The 21,204-nt window shown below is 58.3% G+C and carries 20 protein-coding genes; 4 read left to right on the plus strand and 16 right to left on the minus strand.

The features are described from left to right. Positions 1-202: 202 nt before the first annotated feature. The 6 genes from MID00_RS07825 to MID00_RS07850 form a co-directional block, all read right to left on the minus strand. The gene (locus MID00_RS07825; protein WP_254500131.1) at positions 203-1,417 is read right to left on the minus strand and encodes a GTP-binding protein; all 1,215 of its coding nucleotides are present in this window, start codon (positions 1,415-1,417) and stop codon (positions 203-205) included. 68 nt (positions 1,418-1,485) lie between these two features. After that, a complete protein-coding gene (locus MID00_RS07830; RefSeq protein WP_235484311.1) occupies positions 1,486-2,301 on the minus strand; it encodes a phosphonopyruvate hydrolase in 816 nt (271 codons plus the stop codon). An 83-nt stretch (positions 2,302-2,384) separates the two neighbouring features. After that, the gene (locus MID00_RS07835) at positions 2,385-3,611 is read right to left on the minus strand and encodes a pyridoxal phosphate-dependent aminotransferase (RefSeq protein WP_009461480.1); all 1,227 of its coding nucleotides are present in this window, start codon (positions 3,609-3,611) and stop codon (positions 2,385-2,387) included. After that, positions 3,608-5,266, minus strand: a complete 1,659-nt coding sequence (locus MID00_RS07840) for an iron ABC transporter permease (RefSeq protein ID WP_254500132.1) — start codon at positions 5,264-5,266, stop codon at positions 3,608-3,610. Before MID00_RS07840 ends, MID00_RS07835 begins: the two co-directional genes overlap by 4 nt. Further along, positions 5,263-6,327: an ABC transporter ATP-binding protein gene (locus tag MID00_RS07845; protein WP_254500133.1), complete on the minus strand. Its 1,065-nt coding sequence runs from the start codon at positions 6,325-6,327 to the stop codon at positions 5,263-5,265. The genes MID00_RS07840 and MID00_RS07845 overlap by 4 nt, the downstream gene beginning before the upstream one ends. Before the next feature lie 11 nt (positions 6,328-6,338). Continuing rightward, positions 6,339-7,322, minus strand: a complete 984-nt coding sequence (locus tag MID00_RS07850; protein ID WP_021447152.1) for an ABC transporter substrate-binding protein — start codon at positions 7,320-7,322, stop codon at positions 6,339-6,341. 120 nt (positions 7,323-7,442) lie between these two features. On the opposite strand from MID00_RS07850, the gene MID00_RS07855 reads away from it, so the two are divergent. Continuing rightward, the gene (locus MID00_RS07855) at positions 7,443-8,324 is read left to right on the plus strand and encodes a LysR family transcriptional regulator (RefSeq protein WP_009461478.1); all 882 of its coding nucleotides are present in this window, start codon (positions 7,443-7,445) and stop codon (positions 8,322-8,324) included. 28 nt (positions 8,325-8,352) lie between these two features. Here MID00_RS07855 and MID00_RS07860 read toward each other — a convergent pair whose 3' ends face one another. Further along, positions 8,353-9,279, minus strand: a complete 927-nt coding sequence (locus MID00_RS07860) for a DMT family transporter (protein WP_250756388.1) — start codon at positions 9,277-9,279, stop codon at positions 8,353-8,355. Between the two features lie 209 nt (positions 9,280-9,488). On the opposite strand from MID00_RS07860, the gene MID00_RS07865 reads away from it, so the two are divergent. The 3 genes from MID00_RS07865 to MID00_RS07875 are packed head-to-tail and all read left to right on the plus strand — an operon-like array spanning position 9,489 to position 12,008. Continuing rightward, positions 9,489-10,217 carry a GntR family transcriptional regulator gene (locus MID00_RS07865; RefSeq protein WP_254500134.1) on the plus strand — a complete coding sequence of 243 codons (729 nt, stop codon included), beginning with the start codon at positions 9,489-9,491 and terminating at the stop codon, positions 10,215-10,217. A 49-nt stretch (positions 10,218-10,266) separates the two neighbouring features. After that, a complete protein-coding gene (locus tag MID00_RS07870) occupies positions 10,267-11,235 on the plus strand; it encodes a tripartite tricarboxylate transporter substrate binding protein (RefSeq protein WP_009461472.1) in 969 nt (322 codons plus the stop codon). Between the two features lie 17 nt (positions 11,236-11,252). After that, positions 11,253-12,008, plus strand: coding sequence for an arylmalonate decarboxylase (locus MID00_RS07875; protein ID WP_009461470.1), 756 nt, complete (start codon positions 11,253-11,255; stop codon positions 12,006-12,008). A gap of 178 nt (positions 12,009-12,186) precedes the next feature. On the opposite strand, the gene MID00_RS07880 is transcribed toward MID00_RS07875, so the two are convergent. The 9 genes from MID00_RS07880 to MID00_RS07920 all read right to left on the minus strand — a co-directional run bounded on the left by MID00_RS07880 (position 12,187) and on the right by MID00_RS07920 (position 21,130). Further along, on the minus strand, positions 12,187-12,975 hold the full coding sequence (locus MID00_RS07880; RefSeq protein WP_083055152.1) for an enoyl-CoA hydratase/isomerase family protein: 789 nt from the start codon (positions 12,973-12,975) through the stop codon (positions 12,187-12,189). Between the two features lie 27 nt (positions 12,976-13,002). Further along, positions 13,003-13,770, minus strand: coding sequence for a GntR family transcriptional regulator (locus MID00_RS07885; protein ID WP_009461466.1), 768 nt, complete (start codon positions 13,768-13,770; stop codon positions 13,003-13,005). Between the two features lie 12 nt (positions 13,771-13,782). Next, entirely contained in the window at positions 13,783-14,583 is an 801-nt protein-coding gene (locus tag MID00_RS07890) for an alpha/beta fold hydrolase (RefSeq protein ID WP_009461464.1), read from the minus strand. A 2-nt stretch (positions 14,584-14,585) separates the two neighbouring features. Further along, positions 14,586-14,957 carry a hypothetical protein gene (locus MID00_RS07895; protein ID WP_021447155.1) on the minus strand — a complete coding sequence of 124 codons (372 nt, stop codon included), beginning with the start codon at positions 14,955-14,957 and terminating at the stop codon, positions 14,586-14,588. Next, entirely contained in the window at positions 14,957-16,474 is a 1,518-nt protein-coding gene (locus MID00_RS07900) for a class I adenylate-forming enzyme family protein (RefSeq protein WP_254500135.1), read from the minus strand. The genes MID00_RS07895 and MID00_RS07900 overlap by 1 nt, the downstream gene beginning before the upstream one ends. Next, positions 16,467-18,074, minus strand: a complete 1,608-nt coding sequence (locus MID00_RS07905) for an ATP-binding cassette domain-containing protein (protein WP_254500136.1) — start codon at positions 18,072-18,074, stop codon at positions 16,467-16,469. The genes MID00_RS07900 and MID00_RS07905 overlap by 8 nt, the downstream gene beginning before the upstream one ends. Beyond that, on the minus strand, positions 18,071-19,051 hold the full coding sequence (locus tag MID00_RS07910) for a branched-chain amino acid ABC transporter permease (protein ID WP_021447157.1): 981 nt from the start codon (positions 19,049-19,051) through the stop codon (positions 18,071-18,073). Before MID00_RS07910 ends, MID00_RS07905 begins: the two co-directional genes overlap by 4 nt. Continuing rightward, positions 19,048-19,893: a branched-chain amino acid ABC transporter permease gene (locus MID00_RS07915; RefSeq protein ID WP_254500137.1), complete on the minus strand. Its 846-nt coding sequence runs from the start codon at positions 19,891-19,893 to the stop codon at positions 19,048-19,050. Before MID00_RS07915 ends, MID00_RS07910 begins: the two co-directional genes overlap by 4 nt. Positions 19,894-19,972: 79 nt before the next feature. Then, entirely contained in the window at positions 19,973-21,130 is a 1,158-nt protein-coding gene (locus MID00_RS07920; RefSeq protein ID WP_009461449.1) for an ABC transporter substrate-binding protein, read from the minus strand. Positions 21,131-21,204 lie beyond the last annotated feature (74 nt).

The following is a 21,204-nucleotide window of genomic DNA, read 5'->3' on the forward strand; positions in this document are numbered from 1 at the left end:
CAAAGGCTTTTGAAAAGGACGCTTAGGCGTCCTTTTTTTCGGCTTTGGGGTGCTGTCTGCCGCAGCGGTGGAAAGCCGGTTCGGATAACCAGGAGACAATGCTCCAGCAAGCTCCCGGCGACTCAGGAAAATCCGATCAAAAAAGGCTCGAAGTCAACGACTAGAGAAAATCCGGCCAAGAGAGGCTCGGACTCTGCGAGTATCAATCCGTCTTTCGAACCGCCGTATCCAAAGCCTGCAACCGCGCCCAAAGCTCCTGGAAATCCAGATCCTGTGTGATCACTACCATGCGCCCTTGTTGATCCGGCCAGGGCCACTGCGGCACGGCCTGCCAAGGATAGGACTGATGTTGCACGGCATGAATCACCTGCGGCTGGTCCATGCCCTGGACGGGCAGAACAGCTTTAAGGCGCAATAGGCGAGGGCCTGCCCACTGGCACAGATCCGACAACCAGGATTGCAGTTTGTCGGCGGGCAGAGCTTGGGGGAACAGGGCGCTTAACGAGTAGATGGAATCTCCATGGCGGGAAACATCAGGCAGGCCGACCGCGGACTCGTTGGAGCTTGCTCCATGCAAGTGAGCAGACTCAAGACTGCTGGGCTGACTGTTGCCGTTGCCGTTGCCGTTGCCGTTGCCGTTGCCGTTGCCGTTGCCAGCCAGGGTACACGTGCCGTGGCTATGGCTATGCACATGATCGTGATCGTGATCGTGATCGTGATCGTGATCGCCAGTATCTTGCCCCAATGCCTCGAACGCTTCCAAGCTCCAGGCCCGACCTTGTCCGGCTTGCTCGCCCAAGCCCAACAAACTGGGCGCAACGGGCTGCGCGGCCGACAAAATCTGCTGCTGCGCCAAAGGATTCAAACCGCACACGTATTCACGCAGCGCCGCTTCCGCCCCTGCATCCACCCGGTCGCGCTTGCTGAACAGCAGCAGGTCTGCCACGGCCACCTGCCGTCGCGCTTCGGCATGGCGCGCCAGCGTTTCCAGCCCATGCTCCAGATCCACCACCGTCACCACACCCGCCAGGCTGTACTTCCCGGTCAGTTGCGGATCGCTTAACAAGGTATGCAAGATAGGGGCAGGATTGGCCAGCCCGGTCGTTTCAATCAGAACCCGTCGGAACTGTCTCTGGCCTGCCCGCGAAAAACGCCAGGTAATGTCGCGCAAGGTCTGTACCAGATCGCGCCGTATGGTGCAGCACAAGCAACCACTACCCATAGCCTCGATCACATTTTCCTGGCTATGCGCCACCAGATGATGGTCCAGCGCCGTCTGCCCAAACTCATTGATGATGACCAGGGTGTCGGCCATCTGCGCTTCTCGCAAAGCGCGATTGATCAAAGTCGTTTTCCCGCTGCCCAGAAAACCGGTCAACAATGTGACCGGGATAGGGCCTTGTGCAGATTTGGGCATCGTATTCATCCGGCTAATGGCCCGCCGTCGGGCCATTAGCCATTATACGAAGCCCAATACTGTCCCTTCTAGCGCAGAAACCGAGCCTCGATCTGCCGCATATGGGCATCGCCTTGCAAGCCAATAATGGTCTTGACGGAAGGCAGGCCGGAATCCACATTCTGAATGCCGCCATCCTGACGAATTTGGGCAAACACCGCTTGCATGGCCCCTACAGCCGCACGAATCGCATGATTGCCGTAAATCACCACGCCCACTTTGCCCAGTTGTGCAATGTCCGCCTCGGTCAGTTGAGGGTAGGCTGTTGGCACCAGCACCAACGGCACCTTGCCGGTCCAGGCCTGAACAAAAGACAGAATCTGATCTGGCGTAGCTTGTTTGGAGTGAATCAGAATGGCATCTGCACCCGCCTGCTCGTAAGCCAGCCCCCGCGTCAGGGCCTCCTCCTGCCCCAGGCCAGCGATCAGGGCCTCGACTCGCGCAATAATCAAGAAATCAGGGTCATGGCGCGCAGCACAAGCCGCTTCAATCTTGCCCTGGAACTCTTCAATCCGTACCAGCTCCTGACGCCCGTCCGCTCGCAAGCTGGTGTCTTTAGGGAAGGTTTTATCCTCCATCACAATGGCACTGGCACCCGCCGCTTCATACAGCGGGATGATATAACTGACATTCACCGCATTGCCAAAGCCGGTATCAATGTCGGCAATCAAAGGAATATCCACGCTTGAGGCAATCGCCCGCATCATCTCCAGGTGAGTTCCCATCGAAAGAATATTGGCATCGGGCACGGCATAACTGGCTGACAACTCAAAACCACTACCCCAAATCGCTCCGAAACCGGCATCCTGCGCCAGCCGAGCAGACAGCGGGTTATGTGCGGCCATCGCTGTCATCAAACGCCCTTGGGAGAAGGCTTCTTTCAACACCTGATTTTTTTTGCTATTCACACTATTTCTCCGTAAGGGGATCAGCTCAGTCGAGCAATGGCCTGGGCAATGCGGCTCATCGCCTCCTCCAGCTCCTGATCGCTGGAGGCATAAGACACCCGGAAGTGACCGGGTAGTTCAAATGCCGACCCTGGTACCACAGCCACCCCTGCACTGCGCAGGAAGTACATGCACAGGTCCTTGTCGGTGCTGATCAACTGACCGGAAGGGTCTCGCAAACCCAATACGCCCTGACAACTGGGAAACACGTAAAACGCGCCCATGGGAAGATCGCATTCAATGCCCGGCATGGCATTGAGCGCGGCTACCACCTTGTCACGGCGACGGCGGAACGCTTCCACAAACTCGGGCAGAAAATCCATGGGGCCATCCAATGCGGCCACGGCCGCTGCCTGGCTGATGGAGCTGGTATGGGAGGTCGCTTGCGACTGCACCAGATTCATGGCCTTGATCAAAGGCAGCGGACCAGCGGCGAACCCTACCCGCCAGCCGGTCATTGCATAGGCCTTGGAGACACCATTGATGGTCAATGTGCGCGCTGCCATATACGGGGACAAGGCGGCAGGCGTCGCAAAGGGTTCGTCGCTATAGCGGATTTTTTCGTATACATCATCAGCCATCACCCAGACATGCGGATGGCGCAACAGCACTTGCTCCAACGCTTCCAGTTCGTGGCGTGAATACACGGCACCACTGGGATTGGAGGGAGAATTGAGCATCAGCCATTTGGTACGGGGGGTGATGGCACGTTCAAGCTGGTCGGCTTGCAGCTTGAAACCGGCTTGGGCACTGCAACGCACAATGACCGGCTGGCCACCTGCCAACAAGACCATTTCAGGGTAAGACACCCAGGCAGGGGTAGGGATGATGACCTCATCCCCGTCCTGCACGGTGGCCTGCAAGGCGTTATACAAGGCTTGCTTGGCCCCGCAACCCACCTGGATCTGATCCGGGCTGAAATGCAGGCCATTGTCACGCTCGAACTTGCGCACCACGGCCTCACGCAGAGCCAGGGTGCCAGCGACCTCGGTATAGCGGGACTCATTACGATCAATTGCTTCTTTAGCCGCCTGACGCACATGCTCGGGGGTCGCAAAGTCCGGCTCGCCTTGACTGAGGGTAATCACAGACTGCCCCTGTTGCCGCATTTGATTGGCCAGACGCGTCATCTCTTTGGTGGCCGATGCCTTGGCTCCCAACACGCGCTGGGCTAGCGCGATCTCTTCCTGACATTGCACAGAGCTCATTGTGTCCATCCTACTTTTACTTTGAAAATGAAACGGGTCAGCAGCAACGGCAAAAAGATCGCCATCAACAGCACCAGGCTATATGCACTGGCCTGTGCCAAACGCCCACTGTCCACCAATTGAAAAACCTCGATAGGCAGGGTGCTCATCCCGCCAAAATACAGAACCACCGTGGCGGATAATTCCGACAGGGTCGTGATCCACATCAACACCGTGGCGGCAATCACGGCAGGCCATACCACCGGCAAAACGACCTTCGCAAAGGTTGGCATCGGCGCTACGCCCAGGCTGATGGAAGCCTCTTCGATGGAGCTACGCAAGTTATGCAAAGGCCCCATGGCCGCCCGCACACTGGTGGGCACCCGGCGTAAAAAGTAAGCCAGCGCCATAATGACCCAACTGCCGGTCAGCACCAGCCAGCCACTGTTAAACACATTGATCAAGGCAATGCCCAATACGGTGCCCGCAATCGTCAAGGGCAACATGACCAGCACATCCAGACCTGTACTCAGACCGGAAGGACGCTTTACGATCAGATAGGCCGCCACGATGGAAAACACAGCACCGGCGCTGGTTGCCGCAGCACCCAGCAACAAGGAGTTGTACAAAGGCCCGGGTGCCTGCACCAAAGCTTGCTGCATATGGCTCAAGGTAAAGCCGCCATACTTCAGCACCGGTCCAATAGAGGGCGTAAATGCGGTAACAATCACCACCATCACGGGTAGCACTGACAGCAAAATCAGGATCGATACCAAAGAGGCGCACACAGCGGCCTGCCAGGCACGCAAGGGCACGCGCTCCGGAGCTCGTCCAGACTCCATCTGGTAGGTGCGTCGGGCTACAACCCACTTTTGAATCAGCAGCAAGGCCAAACCCAGAAACACCAGCAAAGAAGCCATGGTGGTCTGCATTTGCGGGTTACCGCCCATTTCGCTGACAAATTCGTTATAAGTCTTGACCGCCAGCACGGGGGTGCGGGCTCCCAGAATGGCCGGAACGCCAAAATCCCCAATAACGTGCATGAAGACCAGCACCGCTGCACCGCATAAAGCCGGCATCATCAAAGGAAAGGTCACCGTGCGCAAGGTGCGAGCCGGGGAGCTACCCAGACTAAGCCCCGCCTCTTCCAGGTTGCGGTCCATGGACTTCAACCCTACCAGCACAGCGACATAGGCGTACACGTAGTTGTTCAAGGTCATCACAAACACCAGACCCCACCACGAATACAAAGAAGGCAGCTCCAGGCCCAAAGGAGCCAGCACACTATTGAGCACGCCTTGTTTACCCAGCACCACAATCCAGGCTGCTGCAACCACCACGTCCGGAATGACCAAGGTCAGCAAAGGCAAGACGCCCAGGCAAGTAGCCAGGGGGAAGGAAAAACGAGCCGCAGCCAGAGCCAAACCAGCGCCCAGCACCAGGCTAAACACGGTTACGGCCCCACCCAACCACAAGGTGTTGAACAAACTCTCCCGATAAGCAGGCTCGGAGAAAAACTGCACGTAGCCGTGCAAACCAAACTGACCTTCCTTGTTGAACAGGGAGCTGGTCAGCATGGACAGGACTGGCCATAGCAAAAAGTAGCCCAGCAAAGCCACTGCACCCAGGGCCAGCATCAGCCAGGCTGGATCGCGTCGCAAAGAACCCAGCATCATGTGCGCTCCACCAAGAGAGCCGATTCGGGAACGCGCAATACCACCGCATCGCCCCGGGCCCAACTCTGACTGACACCGGTATTCCAGACCACTGCCCTCAGGAAACCGAACTCCGTGCGCAATTGATAAGCCGTGCTGGGACCCCGGTAATCCACGCTCTCAATCCGCGCCGCAATGTCACCCTCGCCCAGCGGGCGCACAGCATCCACACTCAGAGTTTCAGGCCGCAAGGCCAACATCGTCCGCTCGGTAAAACGTCCGACAGACTGAATACGCACAATGCCCCCCGCCGTACGGAACCGGCGGCAGCCATCTGCAGCCTGGCCGAGCTCCTCCTGCAGCTCGATCAGATTGGCCCCTCCCACAAAATCAGCCACAAAACTGTTGTCAGGGCAGCGGTAGATCTGCTCGGGCGTCCCGACCTGGCGGACGCAGCCCCGATCCATGACGGCAATGTAATCAGACACGCTCAGCGCTTCTTCCTGATCATGCGTCACAAACACAGTAGTGATGCCGGCTTCCTGCTGCAGGTCCCGCAGCATCTCGCGCAGATCGGTGCGCAGCTTTGCATCCAGGGCAGACAAGGGCTCATCCAGCAAGAGCAGATCGGGCTTGATCACCAAAGCGCGTGCCATGGCCACTCGCTGTCGCTGCCCACCGGACAAGGCGGACGGCAAAGCATCTGCCTTGTCCTTCAAGCCCACGCGCGCCAGCATTTCCAACGCGGGGACACGAGCCTGGGAGCGAGACTGGCCACGCGCCAGCAAACCGTAGCTGACGTTATCCAGCACGCTGCGATCCGGAAACAGCGCGTAATCCTGAAACACCATGCCCACATTGCGTTTGTGCACAGGCACTCGCGTCATGTCTGTTTGGCCGAACAGCACCTTGCCATGATCAGGGCGCACAAACCCGGCCAGCATGCGCAGCAAGGTCGTCTTGCCACAACCCGATGGCCCCAGCAGGGTAAACACGGAGCCACTGGGGATGTCCAGATCCAAGCCGTGAAACAAAGTTTGCGAGCCGTAGCTTTGCTCAATACCTGATAGATGTATCTGCATACCAGTCCCGCCTAGCGTTGGGAAACCAGTGCACGCCAACGTGCCAGGAAGTCTTCACGATCCGCACCCATACGATCATCATCCAGCGCATGCACACGGATCTGATCCATGGCAGGCAAGCTTGTCAGCGTATTGACGGCAATATCGCTGCGCAAAGGGCGACGGAACGCGCTTTTGAACACCTCTTCCTGCGCAGGGCGGGAGGCAAGGAAGTCATACAGCTTGCGAGCGGATTCGGGGTTACGCCCGCCCTTGATCAAGGCCATGCCTTCCGGCGACAGGAAAGTGCCCTCTTTGGGGTAGACCAGGTCAATCGTATCCAGACCACCGGCCACATATTGATAGGCGGCATATTCCATCGTTACCGCAACCGCGAACTCGCCATTGGCAACGCCCTCGTAGGCACCGGAGGTGGTTCCGACCACCACTGCATTGCGCACAACCTTCTCAAACACCTCCTGGCCCATCAAATCCTGCAGGCCATACAAGGCAACATAAGAAGAGCTGCTGCGCTCCGGATCTGGAATCACGATCTTGCCCTTCCAGGCCGGATCAGCCAGATCCGCCCAGCTGTCAGGCGCCTTGAGTTTGCCCAACTGCCGCTCGTTAAGCATCAACACCGTGACATGGGTATTGGTACCCAACCAACGTTGCTCAGCTCCCTGATACTGGGCACCTACAGCACTGGCCTCGGGCGACGAATAGGGCGCCAGGTACTCGGCATACTGCGACAAGGTGGAAAACCCACCGGACCAGAACAAATCGCCCAAGGGTTGCTCTGCTTCGGCCTTGATACGCTGCATCAAGGCACCGGAACCAGCCCGCACCACGGACACCGATATCTCGGGGTGAACCTGACGGAACTGCTCGATCACCGTGTTCACCACATCGATGTTATTGGAGGAGTACAACACCACTTCATCCGCCTTGGCAGCCCCCGTACCCAAGCAGGAAAGCATGAGCAAAGCGGATAGATAAGGGAAACGGTTTTGCATGATTATTTCCTGTAATTTCAATAAAATTGCATGAAAATCATGGTATTTATCTTAGATGACCGTTCTGTTACACCCTACTTTCACCCCCTGCTAACCGTGACCCTATCATGAGTTTTAATCATGCTTGAGAATGTTCCTCTGGTTCCCTTGCGCGTATTTGTCGCGGTGGGCCGACAAGGCAATTTCACCCGAGCGGCCCAAAGCCTGGGGATCACCCAAAGCGCAGTTAGCCGACATATCGCCACCTTGGAAAAAGTCAGCAAACAGGCTCTGTTCATTCGGCGCGGCCCCTATATTGAGCTGACGGCAGCCGGCCTGCAGCTGTATGACACGGTCAAAGATGCCATGGCTACCCTGGAGATGGCCATTCAGCAAATCACCCATCAACAGGATCAGCATGAAAGGCTGCGAGTCCGCACCTCCATGCCCAGCTTTTCAATGACGGTGCTGGTGCCCATGCTTGGCCAGTTCACCGCCCAGCACCATATGCAAATTGATCTGATCACCAATCTGTCGCCACCCCGTCCTAATGAAGAGTTTGATGTGTTGATCAGCCGTGACTTGAGCCTGCCCGACAGCGAAAGCTGGGAGCTCATACGCGAAGAGCTGGTATGCGTGGCAGCACCTGCCTTGATCCAGCAGCACAGCGGGCAGGCCTGGGAACACTGGCCTATGGTGACCGCGCGCTCACGACCGGACATGTTGGGTTTATGGGCTTTGGATCAGGGTATTGAGCCTTCGCGGCTACTGATGAGCGCCACCTACGATCACCTGTTTTTCGCGATTGCCGGGGCCATTGCCGGTTCCGGATTTCTGGTTGTGCCGCGTTTACTGGTGATGGATCATCTACGCGATGGCGTCCTGCGAGAATTCGGCCCTGGCCAGGTGGCCACGGGCGCAAGCTACATGGCCTATGTCAACGCACAATCACCACAGCAAAGTGAGGCCCGCCAGTTTTGCCGATGGTTAAAGAGCAGCTTGCGACAACGCATTGCGCCTTGAGACCGTTCGCATCATTTCGCTGCTTCAATCAGGCTCTGCGACGTCGCAGTTGACTGATCCAGCTATAGGCACTGACCAGGGTAATGCCCATCAACACCAGTAAAGCGCCCATCACAAAACGGGGTTCTATGGCCTCGCCCAGCAGGAAAGCGCCGAATAAAACACCGAACAAAGGGGTTGCGAAGGAAAACACCCCCAGGCGCGACGCCTGATAATTACGCAGCAACCAGAACCAGACCAGAAAACTCAAGAACGCCACCACCACAGACTGGAACACCAGGCTGGCGCCCAGCAAGCCGGACCAATTAATATCGGTTTGCCCGGTCACGACAGCGGCCACCATCAAAATCACAAAAGCGCTGAATAGCTGATACAGCAAGGCTTCCGAAGGCGGCACAGCAGACAGGCGCGTGCTGCGGATCAGTACGGTGGTAAAGCCCCACAAGGCTCCGGCTGCCAAGGCCATCAAGTCCCCGATCAACATGCGTCCCAGATCAGCCCCGTCCATGCTGGCCGGGCCCAAAAAGGTAATGGCGATACCCGCCACCGCCAGCCCGATCCCTACCCATTGCAAGCGGGCCAGACGCTCGGACGGCAAGAGAATATGCAGGCCCAAAGCCGCAAACACGGGCGCGGTATATAAAAACACCACCACGTGCGCTGCGGAGGTAAAACGCAGGCTCTCACCCAGCAGCAAATACTCCAGCGCAAACAGCAAACCGGCCATCAGCCCCGGCTTCCAGGCCCCTTCGGTGAAGGCCAGCTTGTGCGTGCGCACCAGAACCAGCAAAGCCACCAGCACACAGGCCACACCCGAGCGCAAACCGATCTGAAAAATAGGCGCCATGTCATTGGCCGTGGCCTTGAGCAAAATCTGCTGAAAGCTCCAGATCAGGCACAGGACCAGCATGGCGCCGCTGGCCAACGCATCCAGCGGTTTACGTTCTTCGCTCATGGTTTTTTTATCCGAAAAATAGCGTGCTTTCCCCTATGACCGAACAGGGGCAGAGGGGGGGGGGCAAAAAATGATTATCCGTGAAATTTTCCCGAATCAAAACGGGGCAAAACTTTCTTTACCCTCGGATAAGCCTTAATTGATATATCAAAAACCCCTCCCTAGAATCATTTAAGCCTAAAAAACAGGAAAAGGCTTGGGAGACAGACATGACGCTTAGCAATACCGACCGGGTACGAATCGAACTGGAGCACCGCATTGCCAGCGGTGATCTGCCGCCGGGCAGCGCCATTGATGAATCCTTGCTGTGCTCGTTTTTCCGGGTATCACGCACCCCGGTGCGCGAAGCCTTGCTGCAACTGGCGGCCACCGGGCAAGTGCGCATCGCCCCACGCGCCGGGATTTTTGTCACCCAGCACACCATTGAAGAACTGGAAGAAATGCTGGAAACCCTGGCCTTGCTGGAAGGTGCCTGTACGCAACTGGCGGCCTACCGCATCAGCAATGCCCAGATTCGCGAACTGGAGCGTTTGCAAAAGCGCGGTGCCAAGGCCCTGCAGGACAAAAGCCTGGCTGACTACGCCACGTACAACGCCGAATTGCACGCCCTGATTCACAGCATTGCCGGCAATACCTTCATGGTGCAGCAAATTGAACATCTGCGCCGTCTGACCAACCCTTACCGCCACCGCCATCTGGATCAGGAAAACCGCATGGAGCAGTCCTGGCATGAACATCAGGCACTGACCCAGGCCCTGGCCCAACGTGACGGCCCCAGCGCCATGCAGGCAGCGGCCAGCCATGTGCTGTCCGGGGCCGAATCCCTGCGTCGTGTCGCCCAAGCCCATCCCGAGAAATGGGAGTTCGACAAGCGCGAGCGCTATAGCTGGCTAAACGCCCAGCTCAACCCTTTAGCCGGGTTTTATATGCGGCACTGAATTAATAATTAGCTAAAAAAACTACCACTCATACCGAGGAGACTTTCTCATGTTTGCAAGCCGTTTCACACGGCGTGCGCTGGCTGCGCTCGCCCTGACATTAAGCCCTGTGGCCGCTTTACACGCTGCCGAACCCATTCGCCTGGTCGTGGGTTTTGCCCCCGGCGGCGGGGTCGACACCCTGGCCCGCGTCACCGCTCAGGCGCTAAGCAAGGAGCTGGACCGCACCGTAATTGTGGAAAACAAATCCGGCGCAGGCGGCACCATTTCTGCCGACTACGTATCCAAATCCCAGGCCGATGGCAACACGCTGCTGTTTGCCGATACCTCCTTGCTGGTCGCCCCATATATTTACCCGGCGCTGCGCTACGACTTGCAGCGTGACTTCGCCCCTATCGGTATGGTGGGCCAGTCTGATCTGGCGCTGGCCGTTCCGGGCGACAGCCCTGTCAAAACCGTGGCCGAATTGATCGAGGCCATCCGCAAGGCGCCCCCTCAAACAGAAACCTTCGCCTCGGTGGGCGTAGGCTCGGTGCACCATCTGGGTGGTGAACTGTTCGCCTTGCAGACCAAAACCGAACTGGTGCACGTTCCTTACCGCGGTGGCGCTCCCGCCAGTCAGGCTCTGGCATCCGGTGAAGTATCCATGTCCTTTGCCAGCCTGGCTTCCTCGATTGGCCTGGCCAACTCCGGCCGCATTCGTCTGCTGGCCACCTTGTCCGAACGCCGCTTCCCCGGCATGCCCGATCTGCCCAGCGTCTCGGAAACCATTCCTGGCTATAGCGTGACACCGTCACTGTTCATGCTGGCCCCACAAAACGTGGACCCGGCCTTGATCGCCACCGTCAGCAAGGCCTTGGAAAACAGCATGCAGCAAAAGCAAGTACAGGATGCCTTTCTGGCCCAAGGTTCGGTAGCCGGTTATCAAGATGCCCAGGCCACCGAAAAATGGCTGGGTGAAGAAACAGAACGCTGGGCCAATGTCATCAAGACCGCCCAACTCGACTTTAAACAATGAAACAAGCAGCTACTGTTATGACGACTGACAACTCTGGCGCCCAGCGCCCCGTACTTGGCCTGATCGTGCCGCCAGCCGCCGGTCTGGTGCCTCCGGAAGGTCCGGAAATGTACCCGGAAATCGATTTCATCGCCCAAGGTCTGGCGCTCAGTTCGGTGGACAAGGAAGGCTATGACCAGGTTATTGACCAGGTGGTGGAAGCAGCCCAGAAACTGGCTGCCCGTGGCGCCCAGGCCGTGTCCTTGATGGGAACATCGCTGAGCTTTTACCGTGGCTCGGACTTTAACGAAGAACTGGTGGCCCGCCTGCATGAATCCACCGGCTTGCCATGCTCCACCATGAGCCATGCCATCTTGCGCGGTCTGCGTGTCAGCGGCATCGAACGGGTAGCGGTGGCCTCGTCCTATATTGATGACGTAAACCAGCGCCTGGTCCGATTTCTGGGCCAGAACCAGATCCAGGCCGTCTGCGCTTATGGACTAGGCGTTAACGACGTCACGGCCATGTCGAAAATCAGCACGCAGGAGCTGGTAGACCTGTGTCTGAAGACGTGGGACATCGCCCAAGAGCAGGCCCCCGGTCAGGCACAAGGTTTGCTGCTGTCTTGCGGAGGCCTGGTATCGCTGGAAGCCGTACGTCAGGTCGAGGACAAACTGGGCGTCACTGTCGTGTCCAGCTCGCCTGCTGGCTTCTGGGATCTGGTGGCGACAGCTGGCCTGGATTTATTTCCGCAAGGGATGGGACGACTGGCACAAGAGCGTCAAACCGCCTGATACCTCGATGTAGATAGCCCCTTGTCCGCAAACGCGGATAGGGGCACGTAACACACTATTTGCGCACAGTAACGCCACGCAGATTGTGCCCGCAGCGCACTCAAGCGCGGTCCGACAAAATACCTTCTCCCGCCCTGGTCGCCGGTCCGCTGACCGCCCCCAAGCAGAGCCGTTTTATCTAGGCTCGACCAGCGGACAAAAACCCCGCACGCGCCTGGGCTCCCTCTACGCTGTCGCGACACACCAGCGCCTGATCGGCATCCATATAAATGCCCAGACGGTTCAAGGCATTGGCGACCTGATTCACCGACTCCTTGGTCATGCGGATAATCGCGGCAGGCGACTCCGAAGCCCGCTTGGCCAAAGACTGCGCGACTGTCACGGCCTGACCAGGCTCGCAGACCTCATCCAGCAGGCCCCAGTCCAGCGCCTGTTCAGCACCGAAGCGTTCGGCCAGCAAGATGGCACGTTTGGTGCGAGCGGCACCCAGCATGTTCACCATGCGTGGAATGGCGCCCCAGCCCATGTTCAGGCCCACCTTGGCTTCAGGTAGATACAAAAAGGATGACTGCGATGCCACACGCCAATCACACGCCAGCGCCAGAGCAACCGAACCACCGACGGCGGCGCCTTCAATGGCGGCAATCGTCAACTGAGGCAGTTCCTCCCACAGGCGACACAAGCGTGCACCACGCTGGGCCACATCACGGCGTTCCAGCAAGCCTGCCTGCTCGTCGTTCCACTTTTGCGGGTCTTTCAGATCAATCCCGGCCGAGAAAATATCCTTGGCCCCGGTCAGCACCACGGTGTGAATCTCCAGCGACAAGGCCAGATCCTGCGCCACCTGCGTCAAGGCCAGCAAGGTGTCCTGATCAATAGCATTGCGGTTCACGCCGCGATCAAAGCGCACCAGCGCATGGTCGCCCGTCACCTTGACCGTCACACTGCGGCCATATTTGCGTTTCATGAATGTCTCCCCAAAGGTTCGGAAAAATCAGCTCTGCGAGCGGTGGCTCCCATCACTGCGCGACAGGCGCGTGACGTAGCGGAACTCATAAGGTGGGTAAAAGCTGACCGCCACTTCCATGACCTTGCCCGCCAGATTGCGGAAGGTACGGATAATCAGCAGCGCCGGGTCGGAGTCCTCGTAGCCCAGAAAGCGGGCAACATGCGGGGGAAAGCGCGAGGCGGAGATTTCCATCTCGATGGTTTCCACCACTTCGCCACAGTGCTCCTCCAACAGCGGATACACACCACCGGGCTGGGTGGAAATCAGGTCAGCCACCGCCTGGTATTCCTTGCGCAGATAAATATCTGTCCAGGAAATGCCGCGCTTGCTGCCCGGCACACTACGGTAGGTTTCCACCTTCACCCAATCTGCCGGCTCACCGTCCAGCGCGGTTTCAGGCGGCTGCTTATCCACACAAACCGCCTTTTTATGCACGTGCAAATCGGTAAATTCCAGATAGCGCTGCAACTGGTCCGTGGTGTCCAGCGCCAGGCCAAATTGCGGCTTGGGATGCTGGCGTATCACGGTGGTACCGGCACGGCGACGCCGCTCGATCAAACCCAGATCGGTCAGCTTGCGTATGGCTTCACGCGCCGTGTGCCGACCGACCCCGTACATCTCGCAAAGCTCCATCTCGGTGGGCAGCTTGGAGCCGACGGGGTAATGGCCCGAACGGATCAGCTCCAACAAGCGATCGCTCATGTTCTGATACAGGGTTGGCTTGGCGCTGGACTGGGATTCGGTGTTTGCCATACGGTTTTCAGCTTAAAGAGACAGGCGGCGCATCGCAGCCAGGGTGTCGCGGGTGAACTGCTCAGGACATTCACTTTGGGGAAAATGCCCGATGCCCGGCCATTCTATATATTCCACCGGAACTTTGCCTTCTCGCAGCAAGCGTTCGACCTCTCTGGCGGACTCTGGCGGCACGGACCAGTCCTCGCTGCCTTCCACGATCACCACCGGGCAGCGGATATCGTCCAGAATCTGTTCCATGCGAAAACCACCAAAAGCGCAGATATCCGCAAAGGCCACTGCCGGAATGCAACGACGGGCATCCGTCACCACTTCCAGCGCACGGGCCGGGTCGGACAAGGTGCCCATCAAGGTGCGAAAGGTCACTTCAAACCAGTCTCCCGGATTAATACGCGCCATCTCCAGAATGCGCGGGTTATAGCCGGAGGATTTCACTACGTTCACCGAAGCGCCATCGACCAGCACCAGGCCACGAATACGCTCGGGCGCCATGGCAGCGGCCTGGGCAACAACGCCCCCGCCCATGGAGTGCCCCATCAGGACCGGATTCTGAATACCCGCCGCATCCAGAAATTGCAGCAGATACTGAGCGTTTTGCGGGGTGGCGGTATGAGGTCCACCCAATGGCATGCCGCTCTTGCCGTGACCGGGCAAATCCAGCGCATACACCGTATAAAAGGGCGCAAAGTGGTCCAGCACATATTGCCAGGACAAGCTGTCCTGACTGGCGCCGTGCACCATCACCAAGGCCGGACCGGAACCGGCCAGATCGTAATAGGCGCGGATACCATCCGCAGTTGTCACATAAGGCATGCTCAGACCTCCAGCTCGCCCGTCAGACGGGTCAGGGCGTACAACAACATCCAGTTCTGCACACAGGCGCGCAAATCGCCTCCCACAACCAGACGGTGCTGGCGCACCAAGCGGTTAAATGGAAAGCCTTGGGCCAGATCTGCAAAGGCGGCACTATCGCCTTCCAGCCAGAACGGCACCTCGCGCGGGCCTGTGCCCGCCTGCACATCCTGTTCGGACACGGCCAGCCAACTATGCTCGCCGGTGTCGGTATTGCGCAGCGCCACGCAAACATCGGCCAGAACACTGTGCTGCCGTACAAAATCATCGGCGCGGGCGCGCTTGGCCCAGGCAGCCAGCACGGCAGGGTCAAACAGAGATAAAGAAGTCAGCATCAGACATACCTTTGTCGAAGAAGGAACTTCTGCACTTTGCCCGAAGAGGACTGGGGCAGGGAATCCACAATAAAGATGCGTTTGGGTACTTTAAAGCCGGACAGTTTTTCCCGACAAAACTCGCGCAGCACTTCCACATCCGGCTCACGGCCATTGGCAGGCACAATCGCGGCAACCAGCTCTTCGCCCCAATACTCGTGGGGCAGGCCAAAGGCGGCGGCCTCGCGCACATCGGTGTGGCTGGCCAGACAGTTTTCCACTTCCAGCGCGGCCACGTTCTCGCCACCTGTCTTGATCATATCTTTGCTGCGGCCCATGAAATAGGCAAAGCCTTCATCGTCCACCCGAATCAAATCGCCCGTGTGCAGCCAGCCATCGGCATCCAGCACCTGGGCGGTCAGCTCGGGCTGCCGCCAATAGCCTTTGAACACAGTCGGGCCACGCACCTGCATTTCGCCCGGCCCGCGCTGATCAGGCAGCACCTTGCCATCGGCATCAACCAGCCGATACTGCACATGCCGCCACAGGTAACCGATGGAACCGGGATGCTCCAGAATCTCCTGCGTGTAGCGATTCTTGATGGTGGTGACACAGCTTTCCGTCATGCCAAAGCCCCAGCTGAATTCAGCATTGGGAAACACGGTTCGGATCAAGTCCTGACGCCACTGGCCCAAAGGCGCAGCCGCAGTTTGCACAAACTGGGCACCGGGCAGGGACAGCTCTTTAAACTCAGGGTGATCGGTCAAGCCTACCCACATAGCCGACAACAGGAACACATGCGTAGGCTGGTACAGACGCAGTGCGTCCATGACGGCGTCGGCCTCAAAACGCGGAACCACATGCAAGCTGCCACCGGCATACAGAATGGGGCCATTCACCACCCCGAAGCCGCCAATGTGAAACAAGGGTGTCGCCAGCAAGGAGCGGCTGTTGGCATCAATGCCCAGCTCCATGATGTAGTTCACCGCATTGGCCGACAAATTGCCGTGTGTCAGCATGGCTCCCTTGGGGGCCGAGGTCGTACCCGAGGTGTACATGATGATGGCTACATCTTCATCCCCCACACGGCCAAAGCGGTGCTGCACCGGATCATCCGCACGGTGATCGGGCAAGGCCTCAGGCAAATGCTCCAGCCACTGCACGGCACTGTTCAAACCACCTTCGGACTCGATCTGCTCGCGCAAAGGACGGTAGGCCGGGTCCACAATACACACGGTAGGCTGGGCATCGTCCAGCAAGTAGCGCAATTCAGCAGCACCGTAACGGGTGTTCACTGGCACCAAAGCAAAACCGCCTACGGCTGTGGCATGCAGCAAGGCCAGATAGTCGATGGAATTGGGCGTCATGATGGCCACCCGATCCCCCGGCTGTACGCCCAAACCTTTCAAATAAGCCGACAAGGCGCGCGCACGGGCGCAGAACTGAGCAAAGGACAAGGCCTGGCGCTCGTCCGAGACCGCTACCTTGTCGGGGTAGCGCTCGGCATTGAACATGGCGACCTGGTAAATATTAGGCATGATGCGAAGCCTCTGCGGCGTGGCCCAGATAGGCTGCTGCAATTTGTGGGTTATTCATGATGTCTTTGCTGTCGCCCGCCAGGCTTAAACGCCCGGTTTCCAGCACAACGGCGTGATTCGACAACTTCAGCGCCAGGCGAGCGTTCTGCTCCACCAGCACAATCGTGGTGCCGTCCTGGCTGATCTGACGAATTGCACGGGCCACTTCCAAGGTGACTGCGGGGGCCAGACCCAGGGAGGGTTCATCCAGCAAGAGCAGGCGGGGCCGGGACATCAGGGCACGGCCAATCGCACACATTTGCTGCTCGCCACCCGAGAGGTGGCGACCCTGGCTTTGCTCGCGCTCCAGCAGACGCGGGAAGTAGCCATAAATACGTTCCAGATCCACCGTAATGTCGACCTGATCGCGACGCAGATAGGCCCCCATCAAGAGGTTCTCGCGTACCGTCAGTTCCGGGAACAGGCGACGGCCTTCAGGAGACAGGGCAATACCCAGATTCACACGGCGTTCTGCGCTCAAGTTCTGGATAGGCTGGCCTTCCAACAGGATTTCTCCCCCAGCAACCGGCACCAGACCGCTAATGGCTTTCATCAGGGTCGATTTACCCGCTCCATTGGCTCCGATCACGGCGCACACACTGGCTTCTTCCACCGCAAAACTGACCTTGTCCAAGGCCCGTACTGCGCCATAGGACACGCTCAAGTCCTTGATTTCCAGCATGGGCGCAGGCTCGCTGACCTTGGCAGCTCCCTGACCAGTCGTAGAGACCGAAGCCGAATGTCCCGTCCCGTTTTGCGCAGCGCGGACCTCCACGGCTGGCTCCAGACCAGGTTCCTTGTCCAGATCCGCACCCAGATAGGCTTCAATCACCCGCGGGTCCTGACGCACTTGTGCGGTCGGGCCTTCGGCCAGCAAACGACCGTTAACCAGCACCACCAGCTTTTGGCACAGGCGCATCACCAGGCCCATATCGTGCTCGACCACCACCACATCAATGCCACTGGCGTGGATGCGTTCAATCAGGTCGGCCATAGCCACGGTTTCCACCGGGTTCAGGCCAGCAGCGGGCTCATCCATTAAAAGAAGGCGGGGCATGGCTGTCAGGGCCATACCCACACCCAAAATCTTCTGTAAGCCATAGGCCAGCGAATCGGCCTGCTCATCGGCTACAGACTCCAGGCCAATCAAGGCCAAGGCTTGTTCTGCCTGTCGCGCGGCCTCTTCGCGGCCACGACGCACACCCCAAGGGTTGAACAACGACCAGGGCGAAGGAAACTGACGGAACAGAGCCGCGCGATACAGGTTTTCAAATACCGTGTGGCCTGCAAATACATGCGTCATCTGGAAGGTACGCACCAGACCCTGGCGCGCCAAGGACGCGGCCGGGCGACCCGTAATCGCGGCACCATCCATGGTGACAGCACCCGCGCTGGGCTTGGTCGTACCGGCAATCAGATTGAACAGCGTGGTTTTACCGGCGCCGTTGGGGCCGATCACGCCGGTAATCTGACCGGGAGCCGTGCTGAAGGACACCTCGTCCACCGCGCGGATCCCACCAAAATGTCGGCTAAGACCCTGAACATTCAATTGCACGCTCATGCTGCCTCCTTGCGCGCGCCGCGCCACTTACGCCACAGACCCGCCAAACCTTGCGGCATGAACAAGAGCAGCAAAATCAAAGTCAGGCCATAGATCAGGCGCTGATACTGCTGCAAGTCGCGCAGCAACTCGGGCAGGGGGATCAGGATTGCGGCCCCCACCACGGCACCAGCCAGGGCACCCACACCACCCAGCACATTCATGATGACGGCATTCACCGCTGTCCAGAAACCGAAGGAATCAGGCGAGATATAGCCTTGGTAGTGGGCATACAAGCTGCCTGTCCAGCCGGCAATCAGGGCGCTAAGGACAAACACACTGACCCGAAAGCGCAGCACATTCAAACCACCGGAGCGCACCAACTGCTCGTTCTGATGCAAAGAGTCCGCCACCATGCCCCATTCGCGGCGGTACAAGGCCCGCAGCACGAAATACACCACCAAGGCAAAGCTGACCGTCACCAGATAAACGCCGTAACGCCCTTCAGGAATCGGCAAGCTGGCTTGCAGGGCCGGAATCTGGCCAAAGCCGTTATTGCCGCCAAACAGTTCGTGGAACTCGATAAAGCACAGCACCACGGCTTCGCCCAGGGCGAAGGTCAAGAGTGCGAAATGCACACCCTTGATACGCATAAAAATGGGACCGGTGATCACAGCTAATGCTGCCGTCAGCACTCCGGCGCCCAAAAACGCGGCTGGAAAGGACCAGCCATAATCTCGACTCAAAATGGCCGAGGCATACGCCCCCAGCCCGAACAAGGCACCATGCGCCAGCGAGAGCTGGCCGATGCGCAAAACCAGATTCATGCTCATGGCCAGGCAGGCGTACAGCGACACCATGATGGCCAGATGCAGGGCAAAGCGAGGCTGTCCGGCCCACACGGGCCAGCCCAGCAGCACCGCGACCACGACGGCATGCCAGACCCATTGCAGGGCGCCATCACGCGGATAGAAAGAAGCAGTTTTGATCGCGCTCATGACGATTTCCCCATCAAACCGCTGGGTTTGACCAGCAACACGGCCATCACGATCAGGAAGGACAGCATGGTGGCCACGGTCGCGTTATAGAAGGTGGACGCCACGGCCTCGGTAACACTCAGAATCAGGGCGGCAACCACCGCACCGGGCAAGCTGCCCAGACCACCCAGAACCACAATAATGAAGGCTTTCACCACCACGGCTTCGCCCATATAGGGGTGCACGGTGTAGACCGGCGCCATCAGGGCACCCGACAAGCCGGCCAGGCCGCAGCTCAAGGCAAAGGTGAAGGCCATGATCTTCCAGGAACTGACGCCTTGCAGACGTGCCACTTCCCGATCCTGCGCCACCGCACGTATCGTCATGCCGATACGGGTGCGCTCGATCAGAAAATAGAAGGCGGCCAGCGCCAGCACACTCATGCCTACGATCAGCAATTGATCCTTGGCGAAAAAGGCTTGGCCAATTTGCCATGCACCTTCCACCGGACGGCGTACCGATTGCTCGTCCACCGAGAACAGCAGCGAGATCCCCGCCTGCAAGGTAATCGCCAAAGCCAGGGACATGATCATGCCGCCCATCTCGTCGCCCACAAAGCGACGGAACAGGCCGCGTTCAGCCAGTAAGCCCAGAAATCCCACCAGCACGGCAGCGGCCGCGATAGAGGGCAGGTAGGGCCAGCCAAACTGACCATAAAACAAATACATGGCGTAAGCGCCCAGCATGTAGAACTCGCCGTGAGCGAAGTTCACCACCCGCAAGATGCCAAACACCAGCGTAAAACCCAGGGCAACCAGGGCGTACACGAACGTGGACATCAGGGCGATGATGGCGATTTGCATTGCGATCTGCATAATTGCTAACCGTATCAAGGTGCACTCCACCGCCGTGGCGGAGTGCGTACTGAAACAAAACCGGTAATTAGCGGGCGTCGAACTTGTTGATGACCTTGGCCTTGCCGCCCTCGATCACACCCAGGTAGGCCGGGGTGGCGATCTGGTGGTTCACGCCATAGACATCCTTTCCGCCCCACACAATCGCGCCTTGAATACCGTCAAAGCTGCTATTGGCTTCAATGCGGGCACGCACGGCATCGGTATCGTCCACGGTGCCAGCTTCGTTAATGGCCTTGAACAGCAGGCGGGTGGCATCGTAGAAGTAGAAAACGAAGTCATCCATGCTGTTGCTGTGGACCTTGGCGTAAGCCTGGCTCAGCTTCTGGTAGGGCTCGCTGGACGGATCGGCAGACAAATACACCAAGGTTCCTTCCGCATTGTCCGCACCGGCAGACTTCACGGTTTCAGCCACGTTATTGCCGCCAAACTTGGTGAACTGGCCCTTGAAGCCCATTTCACGTGCCTGACGTATCACAATACCGGCCGGGCCGGGTGGCACGGTGTCCAGTTCGATGAAGTCCACGTTCTTGGCCAGAATGCTGGTCAGCAAGGTGCGGAAGTCGTTTTGCGAGCGCTCGAAGAACTTGGTTTCAGCCACGTCGTAACCGGCGTCCTTATAGGCAGCGGTCTGGATCTTTTGCGTGCTCCAGCCGGTCGCATCGTTAGGCGACAGGATCGCCAGACGCTTCAGCTCGGGGCGCTCCTGCTTCAACCAGCCAATCAGCTGACGGTTGTATTCGTACTGCGTAGGCAGCACGCGGAACATGTATTGCGTGTTCGCATCCAGCACTTCGGTCGAGTAGCTGTTGGACAGCATGATGACCTTGTTGCGCTCGGTAATCGGCTTCATGGCCATGACCGAGGCCGAGCCAATAGGACCGATAATGTATTTCACTTCATCCTGATCGATCAGACGGTTGGTGGCGGTTACTGCATCCGCTGCCTTGTAGTGGTCGTCGTAAGTCAGCACTTCAACCTTGTACTTCTTGTCGCCCACTTCCAGGCCACCGGCCTGATTGATTTCATCCACGGCGATTTTCACGCCACCATCAATAGCCAGCCCCCAGGGCGCGCCTGGACCTGTCATGCCTCCTACCACACCCAGCTTGAGCGTTTGAGCCTGCGCGCCCAGCGCGGCCACCATCCCTGCTGCTGCCAGTACACCCCGTATCCCGTTTTTCATGGACCTGCTCCTATTAATTGACCGGACATAATTGTTGTTTGATACGAACAATATAATAAGGAGCCGATACTTGT

It is taken from the genome of Alcaligenes sp. NLF5-7 (assembly GCF_024266725.1).
GTDB lineage: Bacteria > Pseudomonadota > Gammaproteobacteria > Burkholderiales > Burkholderiaceae_B > Alcaligenes > Alcaligenes phenolicus.